The sequence below is a fragment of the Actinomyces bowdenii genome, from assembly GCF_017592395.1.
Classification (GTDB): domain Bacteria; phylum Actinomycetota; class Actinomycetes; order Actinomycetales; family Actinomycetaceae; genus Actinomyces; species Actinomyces bowdenii.
Window position 1 is genome coordinate 115,536 of record NZ_JAGFOU010000004.1, and the last position, 20,835, is coordinate 136,370.

The following is a 20,835-nucleotide window of genomic DNA, read 5'->3' on the forward strand; positions in this document are numbered from 1 at the left end:
GAAGGCACCCCGCGCCATAAGGTGCATTGAGACAGATGCTCGCGCTGGCGGCGACAACATTAACCACGGGTCAGAAGGCACCCCGCGCCATCAGGTGCATGAAGACTCGCAGGTTCGAATCCTTTCCCCGCTACGATCAGAAGGTGCCCGCGCACAGCTGCTCTTCGCTGGGCTTGCCGTTTTCTGTTGGGTGAGTCGTGTTTCGCTCGTTGGGATCCGCCTATCTGGGCCAGCGGGTTGCGCCTGACCCAGCGAGATGCGGGAGGGCCCGCGGTATTGGGGGTGCGCACCTTGGGGTTGCGGTGGATCCCGGGCGGGTCCTGGCCTGTGGGATGGGGGCGTGGTGCGGATTGCCGGGTTGTCGGTGGATCGGAGGGGTCCCAGGGGTGCGAAGTGCAGACAACCCCGGCGATCTGCAGACAACCCCGGCGAAATGCGGCCGACTCCGGCGAAGTAGGGCCGGCCTCCACCGGCAACCACCGGCAACCACGGCCCCGCCCGCCAGCATCGGCCCGTCCGACCGCGCGGGCGGCCCCGCGGAATGGGGCTCGCCCGGCGCCGCAGCCTGACAGGGATGCGGATTCGCGGTAGGTTCATCCCGTGCGAGCGATCCTGCGGCCCTGCCGGGGCCTGCTGCTTAGTCGCCGCGGCGGGGCCTGACAGGCCGGCACCCCGACCGCGGCTGACGCCCATGCCCGGCCCCGCGGCGACCCAGGTCGCCGGGCACCCACGACGCACGCCCCCAGGAGGCACCCCATGCGCACCGCCCGCCCTGCACCCCAGCAGCCCTCCGGCATGCCCTTCCAGAAGTACCGCCCCTTCCTGGACACAGTGGCCACCGACCTGCCCGACCGCACCTGGCCCACCAGGCGCATCACCCAGGCGCCGCGGTGGCTGTCCACCGACCTGCGCGACGGCAACCAGTCCCTCATCGAGCCCATGGGGCCCGCCGCCAAGCGCTCCATCTTCGACCTGCTGGTGGCCATGGGCTTCAAGGAGATCGAGGTCGGCTTCCCCGCCGCATCCCAGACCGACTTCGACTTCGTGCGCTCCCTGGTCGAGGACGGCGCCATCCCCGAGGACGTCACCATCTCGGTGCTCACCCAGTCGCGCGGCGACCTCATCGAGCGCACCCTGGACGCCTGCGTGGGCATCCCGCGGGCCACCGTCCACCTCTACAACGCCATCGCCCCCCTCTTCCGGGAGGTCGTCTTCCGCATGGACCGCGGCCAGGTCCGCGACCTGGCCGTCGAGGGCACCCGGCAGGTCATCGCCCGCGCCGAGAAGGTCCTCACCGAGGACACGGTCTTCGGCTTCGAGTACTCCCCGGAGATCTTCGTCGACGCCGAGCGCGAGTACGCCCTGGAGGTCTGCAGCGCCGTCATGGACGTCTGGCAGCCCGAGGACGGGCGCGAGATCATCCTCAACCTGCCGGCCACCGTCGAGCGCGCCACCCCCAACGTCTACGCCGACCAGATCGAGTGGATGAGCCGGAACCTGCCCCACCGCGAGCACGTGTGCCTGTCCCTGCACAACCACAACGACCGGGGCTCGGGCGTGGCCGCCACCGAGCTGGGCCTGCTGGCCGGGGCCGACCGCGTGGAGGGCTGCCTGTTCGGCCACGGGGAGCGCACCGGCAACGTCGACCTGGTGACCCTGGCCCTCAACCTGTTCAGCCAGGGCGTGGATCCCATGCTGGACATCTCCCGCATCGATGAGATCCGGCGCACCGTCGAGCGCGCCACCGGCATGGATGTGCCCCCGCGCACCCCCTACGCCGGTGAGCTGGTCTACACCTCCTTCTCCGGCTCCCACCAGGACGCCATCAAGAAGGGCTTCGCCGCCCGCGCCGCCCAGGTCCAGGCCCGCCGGGCCGAGGGGCTCGGCGAGGAGCAGGCCGAGACCGCCGTGCCCTGGTCCATGCCCTACCTGCCCATCGACCCCCATGACGTGGGCCGCTCCTACGAGGCCGTGGTGCGCGTCAACTCGCAGTCCGGCAAGGGCGGGGTGGCCTACCTGCTGGGCACCACCCGCAAGCTCGACCTGCCGCGCCGCCTGCAGATCGAGTTCTCCCGCATCGTCCAGCGCCACACCGACACCTATGGCGGCGAGGTCGACGCCTCCGGCCTGTGGCGCATCTTCGCCGACGAGTACCTGCCGGCCGACGGCGTGGGCGGGGACGGCCAGGAGCATCTCGAGGGCCTGGAGCCCTGGGGCCGCTATGCGCTCAAGGGCGCCACCCTGACCTCCAACGGCGAGGGGGAGGGCTCGCAGCTGACCGTCACCGTCGCCGACGGCGGTCAGGAGCGGGAGCTGGTCGCCCAGGGCAACGGCCCCCTGGACGCCTTCGTCACCGCCCTGGAGACGACCGGGCTGGAGCTGCGGATCCTGGACTACGCCGAGCACGCCCTGTCCCAGGGGCGCGACGCCCGGGCCGCCGCCTACGTCGAATGCGAGGTGGACGGCCAGGTCCTGTGGGGCGTGGGCATCGACCACTCCATCACCACCGCCTCCTTCAAGGCCGTCATCTCCGCCGTCAACCGCGCCCTGCGCTGACCGCCTGCAGGGCGGGCTCGGGTGGGGGTGCCCGCCGGCGTGGCGGGGCTGGGGGGAGCGGCGCGAGGAACGAGCCACGCGGATGGCAGCCAAGAGCACCCCCACCCCCACCCGCCCGTCCCGGTCCATCCCCACCGCCTCTGAGTGACGGACTGGTCGCCGTTCGCATCGCACCGGCGGGCGCCGGGCCGTGAGAGACTGCGGCCGTGACGACCAGGCTCTACCGCGACGAGGCCGTGGTCCTGCGCACCTACAAGCTCGGCGAGGCCGACCGCATCATCGTCATGCTCACCCGCCACCACGGCCAGGTGCGGGCCGTGGCCAAGGGCGTGCGCCGCACCTCCTCGCGCTTCGGGGCCCGCCTGGAGCCCTTCTCCATGATCGACGTCCAGCTCCACGCCGGGCGCAGCCTCGACGTCGTCACCCAGGCCGAGATCATCGACCCCTTCGGGCGGTCCATCTGCGCCGACTACGCCATGTTCACCTGCGCCTCGACCATGGCCGAGACCGCCGAGCGCCTCAGCGCCGACAACGGCGACCTGGGCACCGAGACCAGCCCCCAGCAGTACCTCCTGCTGGCCGGGGCCCTGGCGGCCATGGCCCACCGGCGCCACGCCCCCGGCCTCATCCTGGACTCCTACCTGCTGCGCTCCCTGGCCCTGGGGGGCTGGGCCCCCTCGTGCTACGACTGCGCCCTGTGCGGGGCGAGAGGGCCCCACGGGGCCTTCCACATCCAGGCCGGGGGCGCGGTGTGCGAGACCTGCCGCAGCGCCGGTGCGGTGGTGGTCGCCCCCGCGGCCATGGCACTGTTGGGGGCACTGCTCTCCGGGGACTGGCCACTGGCCGACGCCTCGGGGCAGCGGGAGCGCGCCGAGGCATCCGGCCTGGTCTCGGCGTACACAACCTGGCATCTGGAGCGCCGACTGCGCTCCCTGGCACTCGTGGAAAGGGCATGAGCCGTGGCATCTGACGACCCCCGCAGCGCACCGGAGGCTCCTGGGCCCGATGACCCGCGGGCCGAGCCGCGCAACGAGCAGATCCCCGAGGTCCCCGTCTCCGCGCCCACACCCCTGCACCGCCCCGGACTGACGCCCCCCAGCATCGACCCCGCCAAGCTCCCGGCCCACGTCGGCCTGGTCATGGACGGCAACGGGCGCTGGGCCAACGCCCGCAACCTGCCCCGCACCGAGGGCCACCGGGCGGGGGAGGCCAACCTCATCGACGTCATCGCCGGCGCCGTCGAGCTGGGGATCCAGGAGCTGAGCGCCTACGCCTTCTCCACCGAGAACTGGAAGCGCTCGCCGGCCGAGGTGCGCTTCATCATGGGCTTCACCCGCACCGTCCTGCGCGAGCAGCGCGACCAGCTCCACTCCTGGAATGTGCGAGTGCGCTGGGTGGGCCGCACCCCGCGGCTGTGGCGCTCGGTGCTCTCCGAGCTGCGGGCCGCCGAGCGCCTGACCGCCGGCAACACCGGCATGACCTTCAACATGTGCATCAACTACGGGGGCCGCGCCGAGATCACCGACGCCGCCCGGGCCATCGCCGAGGATGCGGCCGCGGGCCGGCTCAAGCCCTCGGCGATCTCCGAGAGCCTCTTCCAGCAGTACCTCTACTCCCCGACCATGAGGGAGGTCGACCTGTTCGTGCGCACCGGCGGGGAGCGGCGCACCTCCAACTTCCTCCTGTGGTCCTCGGCCTACGCCGAGCTGTACTTCTCCGACCTGCCCTGGCCCGAGTTCGACCGCACCGAGCTGTGGAAGGCCTGCCAGGACTACGCCCTGCGCGAGCGGCGCTTCGGCGGCGCCATCGACCGCGTCGCCCCCTGAGGATCAAGGCCTGTGACCCGGCGCTGGGCCGCGGCATGGCTGCCGCTGGGGCGCATATCGCGGGGACTGCCTGCGGATCGCAGGAGGTGCCACTCACCGGAGGAGCCCTGCGCCACCGGCCCGCTGGGTGACTCGATTACTGCTGGGTCACTCGTATCCTGCTGGCCCGGATGGCGCTGTTCGGGCCAGCGGAATGCGGGTCACCCAGCGAAACGTGGGTGACCCAGCGAAACCCACAGCCACTATGAACAGCCCTGGAGGTGCCCGCGCCCATCGCGGGGTGCTCAAGGCCCACGACCTCCTCAGGCCCCTCAGGCCTCTCAGGCCTCCTTGGCGGCGATAAGCCCCTGGCCGGTCTCCACCAGGCTCTTCAGCCCGCTGAGCACCAGCATCCAGCCCTCGCCCGCCACGCCGTCGGCAGTGATGGGGGAGTGCTCCAGGTGGTCGTGAGTGACCCTCAGCAGGCAGTACCCGCCCTCCTGCTCGGTGATCTCCCAGGCCACACGGCTGGCGGGCTCGTCATGGGCCCGGGGGTCGTACAGGGAGCGCCAGGTGTGCACCAGGCGTCGGGGAGGGTCCCACTCGGCGATGGTCCCGCGCCCCCACAGGCTCTGCCCGTCGGGGGACAGATAGTTGAAGGCGCCGTCGGGACGGGCCTCGGTCTGGACGGCCGACCCGTAGAAGTACTGCCGGGTCAGCTCCGGGCTGGTGATCGCCTCCCACACCGCCTGGGGCGTGGCGCGGATGAAGACCTGGTAGACCTGCGGGGATGTCGAGCCCGCGGGGCTGCTGGGCGTGCTCATGGCTGATCCTCCAATGCTGACCTGAGATCGATGAGGTGCTGGCTGAATCCGGTGGTGTAGGCGTCCATCCACCGGTTGTGGATCTGCTGGATGGGGACAGGGTTGAGGTAGTGGGCGGTGCGGCGCCCCTCGCGCCGCGCCACCACCAGGCCGGCGTCCTGCAGGATGCGCAGGTGCTTGGCCACCCCGAAGCGGCTCATATCGAAGCCCTCGGTGAGCTCCGCCAGTGACTGGCCGTCGCGGGAGTGCAGCCGGTCGAGCAGTGACCGTCGGGTGCGATCGGCCAGCGCCTTGAAGACCCTGTCCTGATCGTCGTCATCCACTGCCATCACCATAGGTGACCATATGGTCACACGTCAAGCCTCGACCCCCTCGGGTGCCGGCGCTGAGCAGGAGGCGCACAGGCCGAAGAACTCCGCGGTGTGCTCCATGGCCGTGAAGCCGTGGGCCTGGGAGACCCGGGCGATCCACGACTCCAACTCGCCGCCGGCAACCTCCACCGTGTAGCCGCAGTTGCGGCACACGATGTGGTGGTGGTGCTCGGAGCGCTCGCAGGCCCGGTAGAGCAGCTCGCCCTCGGCGCTGCGCAGCTGGTCGACGTCGCCGGCCTCGGCCAGGGACTGCAGGTTGCGGTAGACGGTGGCCAGTCCCACCCGGGTCCCCTCGGCCTCCAGTGCGGAGTGGATCTGCTGGGCGGAGCGGAACCCCTCGGTGCGCGCCAGGATGTCGGCCACCGCGGCGCGCTGGCGGGTGGCCCGGGGGCGGACGGTGGTCTTCTCGCTCATGGGCTGGCCTCCTGATGACGACGTGACCGACTGGCCAACCGTACCGCCCCGACCACGGCGGTGAGGACCGCCACCGCGGTGTAGGCGCCCACCAGCAGCACCACGATCATGGCGCCAGGAGACAGGCGCACGAAGTAGGTGATGGTCAGGCCGCTGACGCAGGCCACCACGCCCAGGCCCATGGCCAGGTGCATGGTGCGGGTGAAGGAGTGGGACACCAGCTGGGCGATGGCCACCGGCACGATCATCACCGCCGAGACCATGAGCGCGCCCACCACCCGCATGGACACCGAGACCGTCAGGGCCGCCACCACGGCGATGAGGATGTTCAGCGCCCCCGTGGGCAGCCCGCAGGCCCGGGCGAACTCCTCGTCGTGGCACAGGGCGAACAGGGGGCCGCGCAGCCCCAGCCCGACCACCAGCACCCCGGCCGCCAGCACGATGGTGAACCAGGTGTCGGTCACCGAGACCGTGGAGATGGAGCCGAACAGGTAGGAGTTGAGGTTCGTCGTCGTCCCGCCGGCCAGGGAGATGAGGATGACGCCCCCGGCGATGCCCCCGTAGAACAGGATCGCCAGGGCCACATCCCCCCGGGTGCGGCCGCGGGCGCGGATGGCCTCGATGACCACCGCGCCCAGGACGCTGGCCAGGATCGCCCCGGGGATGGCCAGGGCATCACGCGGGGTGGCGTTCGCCGCGGCCCCGGCCAGCCAGCCCAGGGCGATGCCGGTCAGGGCGATGTGGCCGATGCCGTCGCCCAGGAGGGCCAGGCCCCGCTGAACCAGGTAGGTGCCCACCACGGGGGCCGACAGGCCCACCAGGACGGCCACGATGAAGGCCCGCTGCATCAGGGGGCTGGAGAGCATGGCGGTCAGATCGGCCAGCATCAGAAGCGCTCCTCTCGGGGCGGCCGGGCGCGGAGCACCGGCGCGTGGTGGACTGGCGGGGCCTGCTCGCCGTGGGGGTGCTCGTGCTCGCAGTCCTGGGTGGTGTCGTGGCCGATCTCGTCGTGGCGGGAGTGGTCGTGGCCCTCGGGACGCAGCTCGGCGGCCCGGCCGTCGCTGATGACCCGGCCGTCCTGGAGCACCACCGCGCGCTCGACGACGTCGGCCAGCTCGCCCATCTCGTGCAGGACCGTGATGAGCGTCAGCCCGCTGCCGCGCAGCTCGGTGAGGATCGCGGCCAGGGACTCGCGGCTGGCCCGGTCGATGCCCGCCAGGGGCTCATCGAGGATGAGCAGCTCGGGGCGGCGCACCAGGGCCCGGGCGATGAGCACGCGCTGGGCCTGCCCGCCGGAGAGGACCTGGACGTGGTCACGGGCCCGGTCGGCCAGGCCGACGGCGTCCAGCGCCTCCATCGCCAGCCTGCCGGCCCGGGGGCCCCGGTCGCCCCAGGGGCGCCGGGGCCCCAGCAGTCCTGAGCGCACCACCTCCAGGGCGGTGGCCGGGACCCCGGAGGCGGCCGTGACCCGCTGGGGCACGTAGCCCACCCGGTCCCAGTCCACGCCGCGGCGGCGGTGCACCGCCCTGCCCAGGAGGCGCACCGAGCCCGCGACCGTGGGCACCAGGCCCAGGATGGTCTTGACCAGGGTGGACTTGCCCGAGCCGTTGGCCCCCAGGAGGGCCACCGACTCGCCCCGGCCCACCCGCAGGCTCACCCCGTCCAGGATGAGGCAGGAGCCCAGGACCACGCTGGCATCCTCGGCCTCCACCAGCGCCGATGACGGCGGCGACGCCGCCCGGGAGGTCTCGGGCGGCGTCGCGCTGCGAACGGGATGGCGCATGTCGGAACGGCTCATGTGCAGGACAGCCCGGTGCGCAGGGCCTCCAGGTTGGCCTTCATCCCATCGACGTAGCCGCCCTTGTCGGGGGCGGACTCCATGGGGCTCAGGACGGCGGTGGTGGTGCCGGTCTCGCTGGCCAGGGCGTCGGCGGTCTTGGTGGAGACCAGCTCCTCGGTGTAGATCGTCGTGGTCCCGGTGTCCTGCACGACCTTCTTGATCGCGGCGATCTGGGCGGGGCTGGGCTCGGACTCGGGGTCGATGCCAGAGACCGAGGCCTGGGTCAGCCCGTAGCGCTCGGCCAGGTAGCCGAAGGCCGAGTGGGAGGTGACGAAGGTGGTGCGCTCGCAGGTGGCCAGGCCCTCCTGGTAGCTGGTGTCCAGGGAGTCCAGCTCGGCGGTGAGGGCCTCGAGGTTCTTCTGGTAGTCCGCGGCGTGGTCGGGGTCGGCGGCCGAGAGGGACTCCTCCACGGCTGCGGCCGCCGCGCTCATGCGCTGGGGGTCGAGCCAGAAGTGCGGGTCGAGGTCATCGGAGTGGCCGTGGTCATGGTCATGGCCGTGGTCATGGTCGTGAGCCTCCTCCGTGCCGTGGTCGTGGCCGTGATCATCGCCGTGGTCGTGGCCGTGGTCATCGCCGTGGTCGTGGCTGTGCCCGTGGTCATGATCGTGCTCGACCCCCTCATGGTGGACCAGGTCGGCCTGGGTGCTCAGGTCCAGGACCGCGGGCCCGGAGACCTGGGCGACGGCGTCGTCGAGCGAGGGCTGGAATCCCGGGACATAGGCGATGATGTCGGCCTCGCCCAGGGCGGTGACATCCTTGGGGGAGAGCTCGAAGTCGTGGGGCTCGGCATTCGTGGGCGTCACCGAGGTCACGGTGACGTGCTCCCCGCCGATGGTCTCGACCAGGTAGCCGATGGGGTAGAAGGAGGCTGACACGGCCAGCCGGCCGCCGCCGGAGCCCTCGTCCTCCCCGCTCAGCGCGGAGCAGGCGGTCAGGCCCGCCGCCAGGATGAGGGCGGCCCCCGCCGCGGCCGCGCGGCGCCATGGGCGCACTGCGTAGGTGCTCGTGGAATCATTCATGCGAATCATTCTCATCACAATGGGCGCCCGGGTCAAACCGCGCCGCGCCCCCGCCCCCTTCCCCATGCTCCTCGCAGTGTGCCGTGAGGCGCCTCGCATCCGGGCCCGCCCGGCCCATGGCGGCCCCCGGGCACGGGCCGCCTACACTGGCCCCACTCGTTCCCGCCAACCAGGTGGGATCGCGACGACTCCCAAGGAGAGAACCGGTGGCACAGACCCCCTCACGCCTCGACGCCGTCATCAACCTGGCCAAGCGCCGCGGTTTCGTCTTCCCCTGCGGGGAGATCTACGGAGGCACCCGCTCCGCCTGGGACTACGGGCCCCTGGGCGTGGAGCTCAAGGAGAACATCAAGCGCCAGTGGTGGCAGTACATGGTCCGCTCGCGCGACGACGTCGTGGGCCTGGACTCCTCGGTCATCCTGCCCCGCGAGGTGTGGGTGGCCTCCGGGCACGTGAACGCCTTCACCGACCCGCTGGTGGAGTCCCTCCACACCCACAGGCGCTACCGGGCCGATGAGCTCATCGAGGCCTACGCCGAGCGCAAGGGCCTGGACCCCGACACCGTCCAGCTCGCCGACGTGCCCGACCCCGTCACCGGCCAGCCCGGCTCCTGGACCGAGCCGCGCGCCTTCTCCGGCCTGCTCAAGACCTACCTGGGCGCGGTGGACAACGAGGAGGGCCTGCACTACCTGCGCCCCGAGACCGCCCAGGGCATCTTCGTCAACTTCGCCAATGTCATGGGCGCGGCCCGCAAGAAGCCGCCCTTCGGCATCGGCCAGGTGGGCAAGTCCTTCCGCAACGAGATCACCCCGGGCAACTTCATCTTCCGCACCCGGGAGTTCGAGCAGATGGAGATGGAGTTCTTCTGCGAGCCCGGCACGGACGAGGAGTGGCACCAGTACTGGATCGACTACCGCAAGGCCTGGTACGTCGACCTGGGCATCGACCCCGACAACATCCGCCTCTACGAGCACCCCGCCGAGAAGCTCTCCCACTACTCCAAGCGCACGGTGGACCTGGAGTACCGCTTCGGCTTCGCCGGCAGCGAGTGGGGCGAGCTGGAGGGCATCGCCAACCGCACCGACTTCGACCTGTCCACCCACGCCGAGCACTCCGGCAAGGACCTGTCCTACTTCGACCAGACCCGCAACGAGCGCTGGACCCCCTACGTCATCGAGCCGGCGGCCGGGCTGACCCGCTCCCTCATGGCCTTCCTCGTGGAGGCCTACCACGAGGACGAGGCCCCCAACACCAAGGGCGGGGTGGACAAGCGCATCGTCCTCAAGCTCGACGCGCGCCTGTCCCCGGTCAAGGCCGCCGTCCTGCCGCTGAGCCGCAAGGAGGAGCTGACCGGGCCGGCCCGCGAGCTGGCCGCCCGCCTGCGCCGCTCCTGGAATGTGGACTACGACGACGCCGGCGCGGTGGGCCGGCGCTACCGCCGCCAGGACGAGGTCGGCACGCCCTTCTGCCTGACCTACGACTTCGACTCCCCCCAGGACGGGGCGGTGACCGTGCGCGAGCGCGACACCATGGCCCAGGAGCGCATCCCGATCGAGGGCGTGGAGCGCTACCTGGCCGAGCGCCTCGTGGGCTGCTGACCCGCGCCTGACCCGCCGCTGCGCATCCCCGGCCGCCGCATCCCCGGCGGCCGGGGATGCGCCGTCATCGGGGGCGCCGTCATCGGGCCGGCGCGGCCACCGGGGCGCCCACGGGGTGCATGATGGTCCGCGTGAGCCACGAGACGACGCCGGAGACGACCGCATCGGAACCCACCACCCACCAGCCCCGCGGCACGGGGAGCCGCATCCACGCCCACTCCCATTCACATTCCGGCCCCCTCCAGCTCGACGCCTATGAGGCCCGGGTGGTGCGCACGGTCCTGGCGGTCATCGTCGGGGTCCTGGTCATCGCCACCCTCGTGGGCCTGGCCGTCCTGTGGCCGGGCAGGAGCACGCTGGTGGGCTCGCGGCCCTTCGCCGTCGAGGGCGTGGCCCTGGAGACCGCCACCGTCACCTCCCGCAATGCCGAGGACTGCCAGGACGCCACCGGGGCCCTGGAGGGGGTCTCCAACGGCGCCCTGCTCAAGGACTCGGTGTGCGCCACCATCAACTCGGGCGCCGGCCAGGGCCTGGTCATGCCCGTGCACATCCCGGCGGAGTCGCTGCGCATCGCCAAGCCGGGCGACACCCTCCAGGTCATGTACTCCCCGGAGGCCATCGCCTCGGGCACCCCCTACGTCTTCGTGGACTACCAGCGCCAGGTGCCCGTGGCCGCGCTCAGCGTCCTCTACCTGGTGCTGGTGGTGGCCGTGGCCGGGCGCAAGGGGGCCCTGAGCGTCCTGGGCCTGCTGGTGGCCACCGCCGTGCTCCTGCTGTTCATGATCCCCGCGCTGCTGGCGGGCTCCTCCCCGCTGGCGGTCACCCTCGTGGGCTCCATGGCCATGATGCTGGCCGCCGTCTACGTGGCCCACGGGGTGAGCGTGCGCACCACGACGGCGCTGCTGGGAACGGTGGCGGGGGTGGTCATCACCGTGGTGCTCTCCCTGTGGGGCACGGGCGCGGCCCGGCTGACCGGCGCCACCGACGAGTCCGCCCTGACCCTGGCCTCGGTGGTCGAGGGCATCGACCTGCAGACCCTGCTGACCTGCGGCATGGTCATCGCCGGGCTGGGCGTCCTCAACGACGTCACCATCACCCAGGCCTCCGCGGTCTGGGAGCTGCACGCCGCCAACCCCGCGATGCCGGGCGCCCGCCTGTTCACCGGGGGCATGCGCATCGGCCGGGACCACATCGCCTCCACCGTCTACACCCTGGCCTTCGCCTACGCGGGCACTGCCCTGCCCCTGATCCTCTCAGCCGCCCTCATCGACCGCCCCGTGGTGGGCACGCTGCTGTCGGGGGAGATCGCCGAGGAGATCGTGCGCACCCTGGTGTCCTCCGTCGGCCTGGTCCTGGCCATCCCCGCCACCACCGCCATCGCCGCCGCCCTGTGCCGCATCACCGTGCCGGTGGAGGAGGACGAGGGCGCCGAGCAGGCCGAGCGCATCGAGCACCCCGAGGAGCCCGGGGGCCTGGCCGCACCCGCCACCGGGGCCTGACCGGCCCGCCGCCGCTCAGCGGCCGCCGCGCGGCCCGCGCCGCTCAGCCGCCGGAGACGTCGTGCTCGGCGTCGGCCAGCATCTCCCGATCCGAGTGGTCCAGGTAGGGTGAGTCCAGCCAGCCCTCGGGCAGGTGTGGCGCGCGGGGACTGCCCGCCCGGCCCCTGGGGCCCTCGGCGGCCGCGCCCGGGAAGGGCACCTGCTCGGGCAGCTGGGAGCGCATCCGGGCCAGGCCCTCCTCCAGGGAGTCCAGATCCCGCACCTGCATGAGCATGGCCCGGGCGGCCCCGCCCACCGGGTATCCCTTGAGGTACCAGCCCACATGCTTGCGCAGGTCGCGCACGCCCCGGTCCTCGCCCATCTCCTCGGCCAGCATCCGGCCGTGCTCGCGGATGACGGCGATGACGGCGTCCAGGTCCGGCCGGGTGCGCTCACTGCGCCCGTGCATGGCCGCCACGATGTCGGCGAAGAGCCAGGGCCGCCCCTGGCAGCCGCGCCCCACCACCACGCCGTCGCAGCCGGTGGAGCGCATCATCTCCACCGCGTCCCCGCCGCTCCACACATCCCCGTTGCCCAGCACCGGCAGGCGGGTGGCCTCCTTGAGCCGGGCGATCTGGTCCCAGCGCGCCGTCCCCGAGTAGTGCTGGCGGGCGGTGCGGGCATGCAGGGCCACGGCGCTGATCCCGGCGTCGGCCGCGGCCCGGGCGGCGTCCAGGAAGGTCTCGTGGGACTCATCGATCCCCAGGCGCATCTTGATGGTCACCGGCACCTCGCGCTCGCGCCGCGCCGCCCTGACGGCCCGCTCCGAGGCGCGCACCGCCTCGCCCAGGATGGCCGCCAGCAGGTCGCGCTTCCACGGCAGGGCCGCGCCCCCGCCCTTGCGGGTGACCTTGGGCACCGGGCAGCCGAAGTTGAGGTCGATGTGGTCGGCCAGGTCCTCCTCCACCAGGATCCGCACCGCCGCCCCCACCGTGGCCGGGTCGACGCCGTAGAGCTGGATGGAGCGCACCCGCTCGCCCGGATCGGTGCGCACCATGCCCAGGGTCCGCTCGTTGCGCTCCACCAGCGCCCGGGTGGTGACCATCTCGGTGACGTACAGCCCGGCGGGGCCGGCCAGGCCGCCGTCGGGCGTGGGCAGGGGCCCGGGCCGGGCGGGGCGCAGCCGCTCTGGCAGGGCCTGCTCGGCGAAGCGGCGGCACAGCCTGCGGAAGGAGGCATTGGTGACCCCCGCCATCGGGGCGAGCTCGACCGGGGTGGCGACCTCGATCGGGCCGATGCGCAGCGGCGCGGCATGCGGCGCCTGCGCGGGGGGAGCCTCGGCGGGGGCGGTCTCAGCGGTGGTCACCGGGCCATGCTGGCACAGGCCGGCGCGGGCGCGCTGCACGCCGCCGCGCCCCCGAGTCCCCGGCCCGCCGTTGACGGCCTCCCGAGGAGGTGCCTCTAGGGTGGGGGCGTGAGCATCCTCCCCGCCCCCGAGCCGCGCGCCGTCGTCGTCACCGGCGCCTCGCGCGGCATCGGGGCCGCCGTCGCCGCTGCCCTGGCCGCCCAGGGCGACCGCGTGGCCGGGATCTCCCGCAGCGGCGCCGCCCCCGACGGCGTCCTGGCCCTGAGCGCCGACGTCAGCGACCGGGCCGCGCTGGCGGCGGCGATGAGCACCGCCGCCACCGCCCACGGCCCCGCCCAGGTGCTCGTCACCGCCGCTGGCCTGAGCACCCCGGCCCTGGCGGCGGGCACCGGCCCCCGGGCCTGGCAGGAGGCCCTGGCGGTCAACCTCACCGGCACCTTCAACGCCGTCCAGGAGGTCCTGCCCGCCATGATGCGCCGGCGCCGCGGGGCCATCGTCCTGGTCTCCTCCGTCCTGGCCGCCCGCGGGGGAGTGGGCACCGCCGCCTACGGGGCCTCCAAGGGCGGGGTCGAGGGCCTGGTGCGCAGCCTGGCCCGCGAGCTGGCCCCCCGGCGCATCACCGTCAACGCCGTCGCCCCCGGATTCGTCGAGACCGGCATGACCGCCTCCCTGGCCCCCTCCCAGTGCGAGGACTACCTGCGGCAGATCCCCCTGGGCCGCTTCGCCGGCCCCCAGGAGGTGGTGGGCCCCGTCCTCTTCCTGGCCTCCCCGGGGGCCTCCTACATCACCGGCGCCATCCTGGGCGTCGACGGCGGGCTGGGGATGGGCCGATGAGCCCGGAGCAGACCCCGATGAGCCCGATGAGCCCGGCCCCCGGCCTGCTGGCGGGCCGCACCATCCTGGTCACCGGGGTGCTGCGGCCCACCTCCATCGCCACCTCCATCGCCGCCCTGGCCCACCAGGAGGGCGCCCGGGTCCTGCTCACCGGAGCCCCGGCCACCATCGGCGCCACCCGGTCCCTGGCCCGCCGCCTGGGGCTGGAGGAGGCACTGGCCCTGGACGCCTCGGACCCGGGGCAGCTGGCCGCGCTGGAGGCGGGCCTGAGGGCGGCCGGCCTCCAGCGGCTCGACGGCCTGGTCCACGCCATCGCCCACGCCGACCGCGGACTGCTGGGCGCCGTGCTGCCCGATCAGGGGCAGGAGGTGGCGCCGGAGCAGGCCCGCCTCAGGCAGCGGCGCCTCCAGGAGGCCTTCACCGCCTCCGTGGCCTCCCTGGCCGGGCTCACCCAGGCGGTGCGCCCCCTGCTGGCCCCCGGTTCCAGCGTGGTGGCCCTGACCTTCGAGTCCACCCGCGCCCACCCCGGCTACGGCTGGATGGGCCCCCTCAAGGCGGCCCTGGAGTCCAGCGTGCGCTACCTGGCCGCAGAGCTGGGCGGGCAGGGCGTGCGCGTCAATGCGCTGAGCTGCGGTCCCCTGCGCACCCCGGCCGCCTCGGCCATCCCGGGCCTGGACGACATGGCCGCCCGCTGGGCGCGGGCCGCGCCCCTGGGATGGGAGGCCCGGGACGCCGGGCCGGTGGCGCGCAGCGCCCTGGCCCTGCTCTCCGACTGGTTGCCCGCCACCACCGGCCAGGTGCTGCGCGCCGACGGCGGGGCCTTCCTGGCCGGCCCCTGAGCCCGCGCGGCGGCCCGCCGCGCGCAACGGCCCGGTGCCGTAAGGTGTCACTGTGACAGCACAGACGATGGATATGAGGCGCCTGGTCCTCGTGCGCCACTCCAAGGCCTCCCATGATGCCCTGACCGACATCGAGCGCCCGCTGACCGCCAAGGGCGCCGCCCTGGCCGACCTGCTGGCCCGCGAGCTGCGCAGCCGCCTGGCCTCCACTGATCTGCTCCTGGTCTCCCCGGCCGCCCGCGCCCGCGACACCGCCCGGCCCATCCGCAGCCGCCTGGAGCCGGCGCGCACCAGCGTCCACGAGGAGATCTACACCATGGGGGCCGGCGGGATCCTGGATCTGCTGGCCCAGGAGGGCGGGGACGCGCGCTCCATCATCGTGGTGGGCCATGAGCCCACCGTCTCCGTCCTGGGGCACATGCTCCACGACACCGACGACGACATCGCCGCCCAGATCTCCTTCGGCGTGCCCACGGCCACCGCCGTGATCATCGACGTGCCCACGGCCTGGGCCCGGCTCGAGCCCCGCAGCGCCCGCATCCGCGAGATCTTCACCGCCCGCCGCCGCTAGTAGCCCCACTTTCGACAATTTGCATGAGATCGTACCTTTCCAGCGCTGGAAAAGGCCGATCTCATGCAAATTGTCGAAAAGAGGGGAGGAGGTCGAGGACGGCGCGCAGGTCGCGCACGTGCACCGCGGCGGGCGCCCGCTCCACCACCACCGGCTTGGCGCAGAAGGCCACCCCCAGGCCCGCCGCGCCGATCATGCCCAGGTCATTCGCGCCATCGCCCACCGCCACCGTGCGCTCCATCGGCACGCCGTCCTCAGCCGCCCAGGCCCGCAGCAGCCGCTCCTTCTCCACCCGGTCCACCACCCGGCCCAGCACCCGGCCGCTCAGGGCCCCCTCCTCGACCTCCAGGCGGTTGGCCGCCACGTGGTCCAGGCCCAGGCGGGAGGCCAGCGGGCCGACCACCTCCATGAATCCGCCCGAGACCACCCCCACCCGGCAGCCGCGGGCATGGAGCTGCTCGATGAGCTCCAGGGCCCCGGTGGTCAGGGTCACCTGCCGGCCGACCTCCGCCAGTGCCTCGACGGGGACGCCCCGCAGCGCCGCCACCCGCTCCTGCAGGGAGGCGGCGAAGTCCAGCTCGCCGCGCATCGCCCGCTGCGTGATGCGCGCGACCTGCTCGCGCACCCCCGCGTGCTCGGCGATGAGCTCGATGACCTCCTGATCGATGAGTGTGGAGTCCACATCCATGACCAGCAGGCCCGGGCCCTCCTGGAGCAGCGGACCACTGGCACGGGTGCCGCTGACGCGGCCGGGGGAGGAGCTCATAGCCGCATGCTAGCGACCACGCGCGCGGGGCGCCGTCATCGGGGGATCGACGACGGCGCCCCGCACGGGCCTGGGACGCGGGCCTCAGCGCGTGACCGACTGGCCCTTGGCCACCACCGTGATGCCCGACTCGGTGACGGTGAAGCCGCGCTCACGGTCGTGCTCGGGGTCGATGCCCACCATGGCGCCCTCCTCCACATGCACGTACTTGTCCAGGATGGCGCGATTGACCACGGTGTTGCGGCCCACCTCGACCCCGTCCATGAGCACGGACTCGCGCACCGAGGACCAGGAGTTGACGCGCACCCCGGGTGAGAGCACCGAGGAGATGACCTCGCCGCCCGAGACGATGACGCCGGGGGAGACGATGGAGTCCACCGCGTGGCCCAGGCGCTCGTGGTGCCCATAGACGAACTTCGCCGGGGGCATGGCGGCCTGGTAGCCGGCGAACAGCGGCCAGCGGTCGTTGTACAGGTTGAACACCGGGGTCACCGAGATGAGGTCCTGGTGCGCCTCGTAGAAGGCGTCCACCGTCCCCACGTCCCGCCAGTAGTCGCAGTCGCGCTCCGAGGAGCCCGGGACGTTGTTGTCCTTGAAGTCGTAGACCCCCGCCGCGCCCTGGTTGACGAACCAGGGGACGATGTTGCCGCCCATGTCGTGCTTGGAGGCCTCATCGGCCGCGTCCACCGTGACGGCCTCCAGGAGGGCGTCGGCGTCCATGATGTAGTTGCCCATGGAGGCCAGGACCTCATCGGGGGAGTCCGGCAGGCCGGGGGTCTCCTTGGGCTTCTCCACGAAGGCCTTGATCTTGCCGCGGTTCTCCGGGGCCGTCTCGATGATGCCGAACTGGTCCGCCAGGGAGCGCGGCTGGCGGATGCCGGCCACCGTGCAGGGCAGGCCCGAGGCGATGTGGTGGTCCAGCATCTGGGAGAAGTCCATGCGGTAGATGTTGTCCGCACCGGTGATGACCACGTAGTCCGGCCGCTCGTCGTCGAGCAGGTTGAGGGACTGGAAGATGGCATCGGCCGATCCCAGGAACCAGTGCTTGCCCATGCGCTGCTGGGCGGGCACCGGGGCGATGTAGTTGCCCAGCATGTCGGACATGCGCCAGGTCTTGGAGATGTGGCGGTCCAGGGAGTGGGACTTGTACTGGGTGAGAACCACGACCTTGAGGAAGCCGGAGTTGATCATGTTGGACAGGGAGAAGTCGATGAGCCGGTAGATGCCGCCGAAGGGAACGGCGGGCTTGGCGCGGTCCACCGTCAGCGGCATGAGGCGCTTGCCTTCGCCACCGGCCAGGACGATTGCGAGAACACGAGGTTGAGCCATGTGGCCCACACTACTTCGCTGGAGCCTTGCTGGGGAGGGGTTGGGGTGACGAAATCATCAGGGCATCCCGCCCCGGGCGGCCGGCGGGCCCGGGGCGGCCTCCACCCCTGGCCTACGTCCTAGATCTGCCCCGATACCGCCGCCGGTGGGCCCCGGTCGCGCCGCGGGGGCCAGATCGGCGCGCCGAACGCTTCCGCGGCGGGCGCGGTGCGGCTACCGTCGGATGTGCGGCCCGGCACACCTCGGGCCGCCGCCCAGGCACCACCGCCGGTGCGCATACCAGCCCCTAAGGAGAGGCACGCCCATGAGGGTCGACCTGCTGACCAAGGAGTACCCGCCCTTCATCTACGGAGGCGCCGGAGTCCACGTCGACGAGCTGGCCAAGGTGCTGCGGCCCTTGGCCGATGTCCGCGTCCACGCCTTCGGAGGCCCCCGCGAGCCGGGCACCCAGGGGGCCGACGACGGCGTCATCGGCTACCCCGAGATCGCCGAGCTCGAGGGGGCCAACGCCGCCCTGCGCACCTTCGGGGTCGACCTGGAGATGGCCCAGGGCGCCGCCGGGACCGACCTGGTCCACTCCCACACCTGGTACGCCAACCTCGCCGGCCACCTGGCGGGCCTGCTCCACGACGTGCCCCACGTCATCTCGGCCCACTCCCTGGAGCCGCTGCGGCCCTGGAAGGCCGAGCAGCTCGGGGGCGGCTACGCCCTGTCCTCCTGGGCCGAGAGGACCGCCTACGAGGGGGCCTCGGGCATCATCGCCGTGTCCCACGGCATGCGCGCCGACATCCTGCGCTCCTACCCCGCGGTGGACCCCGAGCGGGTCAAGGTGGTGCACAACGGCATCGACCTGGAGGCCTGGCAGCGCCCCGAGGGGGAGCAGGCCGACGCCGAGGCCGCCGCCACCCTGGCGCGCCTGGGCATCGACCCCGACCGCCCCACCGTCGTCTTCGTGGGCCGCATCACCCGCCAGAAGGGGCTGCCCCACCTCCTGCGCGCCTGCGAGATGCTGCCCGACGACGTCCAGCTCGTCCTGTGCGCGGGCGCCCCCGACACCCCCGAGATCAAGGCGGAGGTCGAGGGCCTGGTGGCCGGGCTGCGCGAGAAGCGCACCGGCGTGGTCTGGATCGAGGAGATGCTGCCGCGCCCCCAGCTCATCGCGGTCCTGGCCGCCTCCGACGTCTTCGTGTGCCCCTCGGTCTACGAGCCCCTGGGGATCGTCAACCTGGAGGCCATGGCCGTGGGCCTGCCCGTGGTCGGCTCGGCCACCGGGGGCATCCCCGACGTCATCGTCGATGGCGAGACCGGCCTGCTCGTGCCCATCGAGCAGGTCCAGGACGGCACCGGCGCCCCCATCGACCCGGCCCGCTTCGAGGCCGACCTGGCCGAGCGCCTGACCGCCCTGGTCACCGACCCCGGGCGCCTGGCCGCCATGGGCGCCGCCGCGCGCAAGCGGGTCGAGGACCACTTCGCCTGGGAGGCCATCGCCAAGCGGACGATGGAGGTCTACGACTGGGTCCTGGCCCAGGGCTGAGCGCTCCGGTCGGTCCGGGACCCCAGCGGGCTCAGGCCAGGCTCCACCAGTCGGTGGCCGCCCCGGCCCCCCGCAGGGCCACCCCCAGCAGCGGGCGCAGCACCTCGGCGCGGTGCTGCGCCTGCACTGCGGTGGCAGCGGCGCCGTCATCGGACAGGGCCAGCCGGCAGATCCCGGCCAGGCGCAGGGAGCGCTCCAGCAGCTGGATGCGGCGCGGCTCCAGGGAGGGCGGCACCAGGCGGGGGTCGAGCACGGCGGTGACCAGGTCGTTGAGGGTGTCGGCCAGATCGGGGCGCTCGCGGGCCAGGTCCAGATCGATGAGGGAGTCGATGGCCTCCTCGGTGGCGGCGTGGACCTCCCTGCGGGCCTGGCCCGCGTCGAAGGAGGGCACGGGACGGGCCAGGGGCTCGAGGTGCCAGATGACATTGGTCCCTGTGTCCTGGGGCACCAGCAGGTGGGCTCCGGCCGCGCCCTCCAGGACCACGGCCTGGCCGGCCTGGGCCGCCCGCCCCTGGGCCAGGACGCCGTCGGCGCAGGGGGCCAGGACCGCGGCCACCCGCCGCAGGGGGCGCACCGAGTCCAGCCACTCCTGGAGCCCCGGGCCCTGGGACTGCGACTCCTGGCGGACCTCGTGGGCGCCGTCGGGGCCCTGGACCAGTGCCGGGCCCCGGGAGGAGGGCAGCGGTGCCCACAGGGCCAGGACGACGCTGAGGGGGAGCTCAAGAGGATCCATGGGCGTACTTTACCGGTCAGCCCCCCGTGCCGCCCGGGCGCCGTCAGCCCGCCTCGTGCGCTCCGGGCCCGGCTCCTCGCCCGGAGCGCACGCATGCGAGTCAGGTCACGGCCGCGCGGTAGGGTAGGGCCATGACCAGCGTGCTCAGATTCGACGACGTCTCCCTCAGGCGCGGCGAGACCCGCATCCTCGACCAGGTCTCCTGGGATGTGGATGAGGGTGAGCACTGGGTGATCCTGGGGCCCAATGGCGCGGGCAAGACGACGATCGCCAGGATGGCGGCCGCCCGGCTCTTCCCCTCCGCGGGCACCGTGGAGGTCCTGGCCGAGCGCCTGGGGCGCGTGGACGTCACCGAGCTGCACCCGCGCATCGGCCTGTGCTCCGCAGCCCTGGCCGCCCGCGTCGACCAGGGCGAGGATGTGCTGGGCATCGTGCTGTCCGCCTCCTACGGGCAGGTGGGGCGCTGGCGCGAGGAGTACGAGGACTTCGACCTCGAACGGGCCCGGGGCCTGCTGGGCGCCCTGGGGGCCGGGCACCTGGCGCAGCGCCGGTGGGCCGGCCTGTCCTCCGGGGAGCGCAAGCGGGTCGAGCTCGCCCGGGCCCTCATGCCCGATCCCGAGCTGCTCATCCTCGATGAGCCGGCCGCCGGCCTGGACCTGGCCGGGCGCGAGCAGCTCCTGGCCTCCCTGAGCGAGATCATCGCCTCTCCCGGGGCGCCCTCGATGCTGCTGGTCACCCATCACCTGGAGGAGATCCCCATCGGCTTCACCCACGCCCTGGCGCTGCGCCACGGCCAGGTCCAGGCGGCGGGCCCCCTGGACCGGGTGATCACCGGCGAGATCATGTCGGCCACCTTCGACCTGCCCCTGGAGGTCCGCCAGGACCGCGGGCGCTACTGGGCCCGGGGCGCCGCCGGGGGCCCCGGGACCGCTCAGGCCGCACCCGCCCACTGACCGCA

Annotated in this window: 20 protein-coding genes; 10 read left to right on the top strand and 10 right to left on the bottom strand. The window is 72.9% G+C overall.

Annotated features, from left to right (window positions below; genetic code table 11):
• Positions 1-756 precede the first annotated feature (756 nt).
• The 3 genes from leuA (at position 757) to uppS (ending at position 4,382) form a co-directional block, all read left to right on the top strand.
• Entirely contained in the window at positions 757-2,556 is a 1,800-nt protein-coding gene (gene leuA / locus J5X07_RS02970) for a 2-isopropylmalate synthase (protein ID WP_208478619.1), read from the top strand.
• 206 nt (positions 2,557-2,762) lie between these two features.
• The gene (gene recO / locus J5X07_RS02975) at positions 2,763-3,512 is read left to right on the top strand and encodes a DNA repair protein RecO (protein ID WP_124934707.1); all 750 of its coding nucleotides are present in this window, start codon (positions 2,763-2,765) and stop codon (positions 3,510-3,512) included.
• Positions 3,513-3,593: 81 nt separating this feature from the next.
• Positions 3,594-4,382 carry a polyprenyl diphosphate synthase gene (gene uppS, locus J5X07_RS02980; RefSeq protein ID WP_124934722.1) on the top strand — a complete coding sequence of 263 codons (789 nt, stop codon included), beginning with the start codon at positions 3,594-3,596 and terminating at the stop codon, positions 4,380-4,382.
• Positions 4,383-4,702: 320 nt separating this feature from the next.
• Here uppS and J5X07_RS02985 read toward each other — a convergent pair whose 3' ends face one another.
• Genes J5X07_RS02985 through J5X07_RS03010 form a run of 6 tightly spaced genes read right to left on the bottom strand, consistent with a single transcriptional unit; the run spans position 4,703 to position 8,838 of the window.
• Complete coding sequence (locus J5X07_RS02985; protein WP_208478620.1) at positions 4,703-5,185, bottom strand: SRPBCC family protein; 483 nt, start codon at positions 5,183-5,185, stop codon at positions 4,703-4,705.
• Positions 5,182-5,508, bottom strand: a complete 327-nt coding sequence (locus tag J5X07_RS02990; RefSeq protein ID WP_208478621.1) for an ArsR/SmtB family transcription factor — start codon at positions 5,506-5,508, stop codon at positions 5,182-5,184. Before J5X07_RS02990 ends, J5X07_RS02985 begins: the two co-directional genes overlap by 4 nt.
• Before the next feature lie 33 nt (positions 5,509-5,541).
• Positions 5,542-5,970, bottom strand: coding sequence for a Fur family transcriptional regulator (locus J5X07_RS02995; protein ID WP_208478622.1), 429 nt, complete (start codon positions 5,968-5,970; stop codon positions 5,542-5,544).
• Positions 5,967-6,857: a metal ABC transporter permease gene (locus tag J5X07_RS03000; protein ID WP_179899473.1), complete on the bottom strand. Its 891-nt coding sequence runs from the start codon at positions 6,855-6,857 to the stop codon at positions 5,967-5,969. Before J5X07_RS03000 ends, J5X07_RS02995 begins: the two co-directional genes overlap by 4 nt.
• Entirely contained in the window at positions 6,857-7,768 is a 912-nt protein-coding gene (locus J5X07_RS03005) for a metal ABC transporter ATP-binding protein (RefSeq protein WP_243896361.1), read from the bottom strand. The genes J5X07_RS03000 and J5X07_RS03005 overlap by 1 nt, the downstream gene beginning before the upstream one ends.
• On the bottom strand, positions 7,765-8,838 hold the full coding sequence (locus J5X07_RS03010; RefSeq protein WP_424924077.1) for a metal ABC transporter substrate-binding protein: 1,074 nt from the start codon (positions 8,836-8,838) through the stop codon (positions 7,765-7,767). Before J5X07_RS03010 ends, J5X07_RS03005 begins: the two co-directional genes overlap by 4 nt.
• Before the next feature lie 197 nt (positions 8,839-9,035).
• Here J5X07_RS03010 and J5X07_RS03015 point away from each other — a divergent pair, with 197 nt between their 5' ends.
• Positions 9,036-10,427, top strand: coding sequence for a glycine--tRNA ligase (locus J5X07_RS03015; protein ID WP_124934711.1), 1,392 nt, complete (start codon positions 9,036-9,038; stop codon positions 10,425-10,427).
• Positions 10,428-10,558: 131 nt separating this feature from the next.
• Positions 10,559-11,926, top strand: coding sequence for a YibE/F family protein (locus J5X07_RS03020; protein ID WP_424924078.1), 1,368 nt, complete (start codon positions 10,559-10,561; stop codon positions 11,924-11,926).
• Between the two features lie 43 nt (positions 11,927-11,969).
• Here the strand turns inward: J5X07_RS03020 and dusB are convergent, their stop codons facing one another.
• Positions 11,970-13,271, bottom strand: a complete 1,302-nt coding sequence (dusB, locus tag J5X07_RS03025) for a tRNA dihydrouridine synthase DusB (RefSeq protein WP_341769386.1) — start codon at positions 13,269-13,271, stop codon at positions 11,970-11,972.
• A 108-nt stretch (positions 13,272-13,379) separates the two neighbouring features.
• Here dusB and J5X07_RS03030 point away from each other — a divergent pair, with 108 nt between their 5' ends.
• The 3 genes from J5X07_RS03030 (at position 13,380) to J5X07_RS03040 (ending at position 15,515) form a co-directional block, all read left to right on the top strand.
• A complete protein-coding gene (locus J5X07_RS03030) occupies positions 13,380-14,105 on the top strand; it encodes an SDR family oxidoreductase (protein ID WP_208478624.1) in 726 nt (241 codons plus the stop codon).
• Positions 14,102-14,944, top strand: a complete 843-nt coding sequence (locus J5X07_RS03035) for an SDR family oxidoreductase (RefSeq protein ID WP_243896363.1) — start codon at positions 14,102-14,104, stop codon at positions 14,942-14,944. The genes J5X07_RS03030 and J5X07_RS03035 overlap by 4 nt, the downstream gene beginning before the upstream one ends.
• A 73-nt stretch (positions 14,945-15,017) precedes the next feature.
• Positions 15,018-15,515 (top strand): SixA phosphatase family protein, encoded by a 498-nt coding sequence (locus J5X07_RS03040; protein ID WP_124934726.1) that lies wholly within the window; start codon positions 15,018-15,020, stop codon positions 15,513-15,515.
• A 61-nt stretch (positions 15,516-15,576) separates the two neighbouring features.
• Here the strand turns inward: J5X07_RS03040 and serB are convergent, their stop codons facing one another.
• Complete coding sequence (serB, locus tag J5X07_RS03045) at positions 15,577-16,281, bottom strand: phosphoserine phosphatase SerB (RefSeq protein ID WP_208478625.1); 705 nt, start codon at positions 16,279-16,281, stop codon at positions 15,577-15,579.
• Between the two features lie 84 nt (positions 16,282-16,365).
• Positions 16,366-17,610, bottom strand: coding sequence for a glucose-1-phosphate adenylyltransferase (locus tag J5X07_RS03050; RefSeq protein ID WP_124934715.1), 1,245 nt, complete (start codon positions 17,608-17,610; stop codon positions 16,366-16,368).
• 304 nt (positions 17,611-17,914) lie between these two features.
• Here J5X07_RS03050 and glgA point away from each other — a divergent pair, with 304 nt between their 5' ends.
• Positions 17,915-19,144, top strand: a complete 1,230-nt coding sequence (glgA, locus tag J5X07_RS03055) for a glycogen synthase (protein WP_208478626.1) — start codon at positions 17,915-17,917, stop codon at positions 19,142-19,144.
• Between the two features lie 31 nt (positions 19,145-19,175).
• Here glgA and J5X07_RS03060 read toward each other — a convergent pair whose 3' ends face one another.
• A complete protein-coding gene (locus tag J5X07_RS03060) occupies positions 19,176-19,877 on the bottom strand; it encodes a hypothetical protein (protein ID WP_124934717.1) in 702 nt (233 codons plus the stop codon).
• Between the two features lie 131 nt (positions 19,878-20,008).
• On the opposite strand from J5X07_RS03060, the gene J5X07_RS03065 reads away from it, so the two are divergent.
• Entirely contained in the window at positions 20,009-20,830 is an 822-nt protein-coding gene (locus J5X07_RS03065; protein WP_208478627.1) for an ABC transporter ATP-binding protein, read from the top strand.
• Positions 20,831-20,835 lie beyond the last annotated feature (5 nt).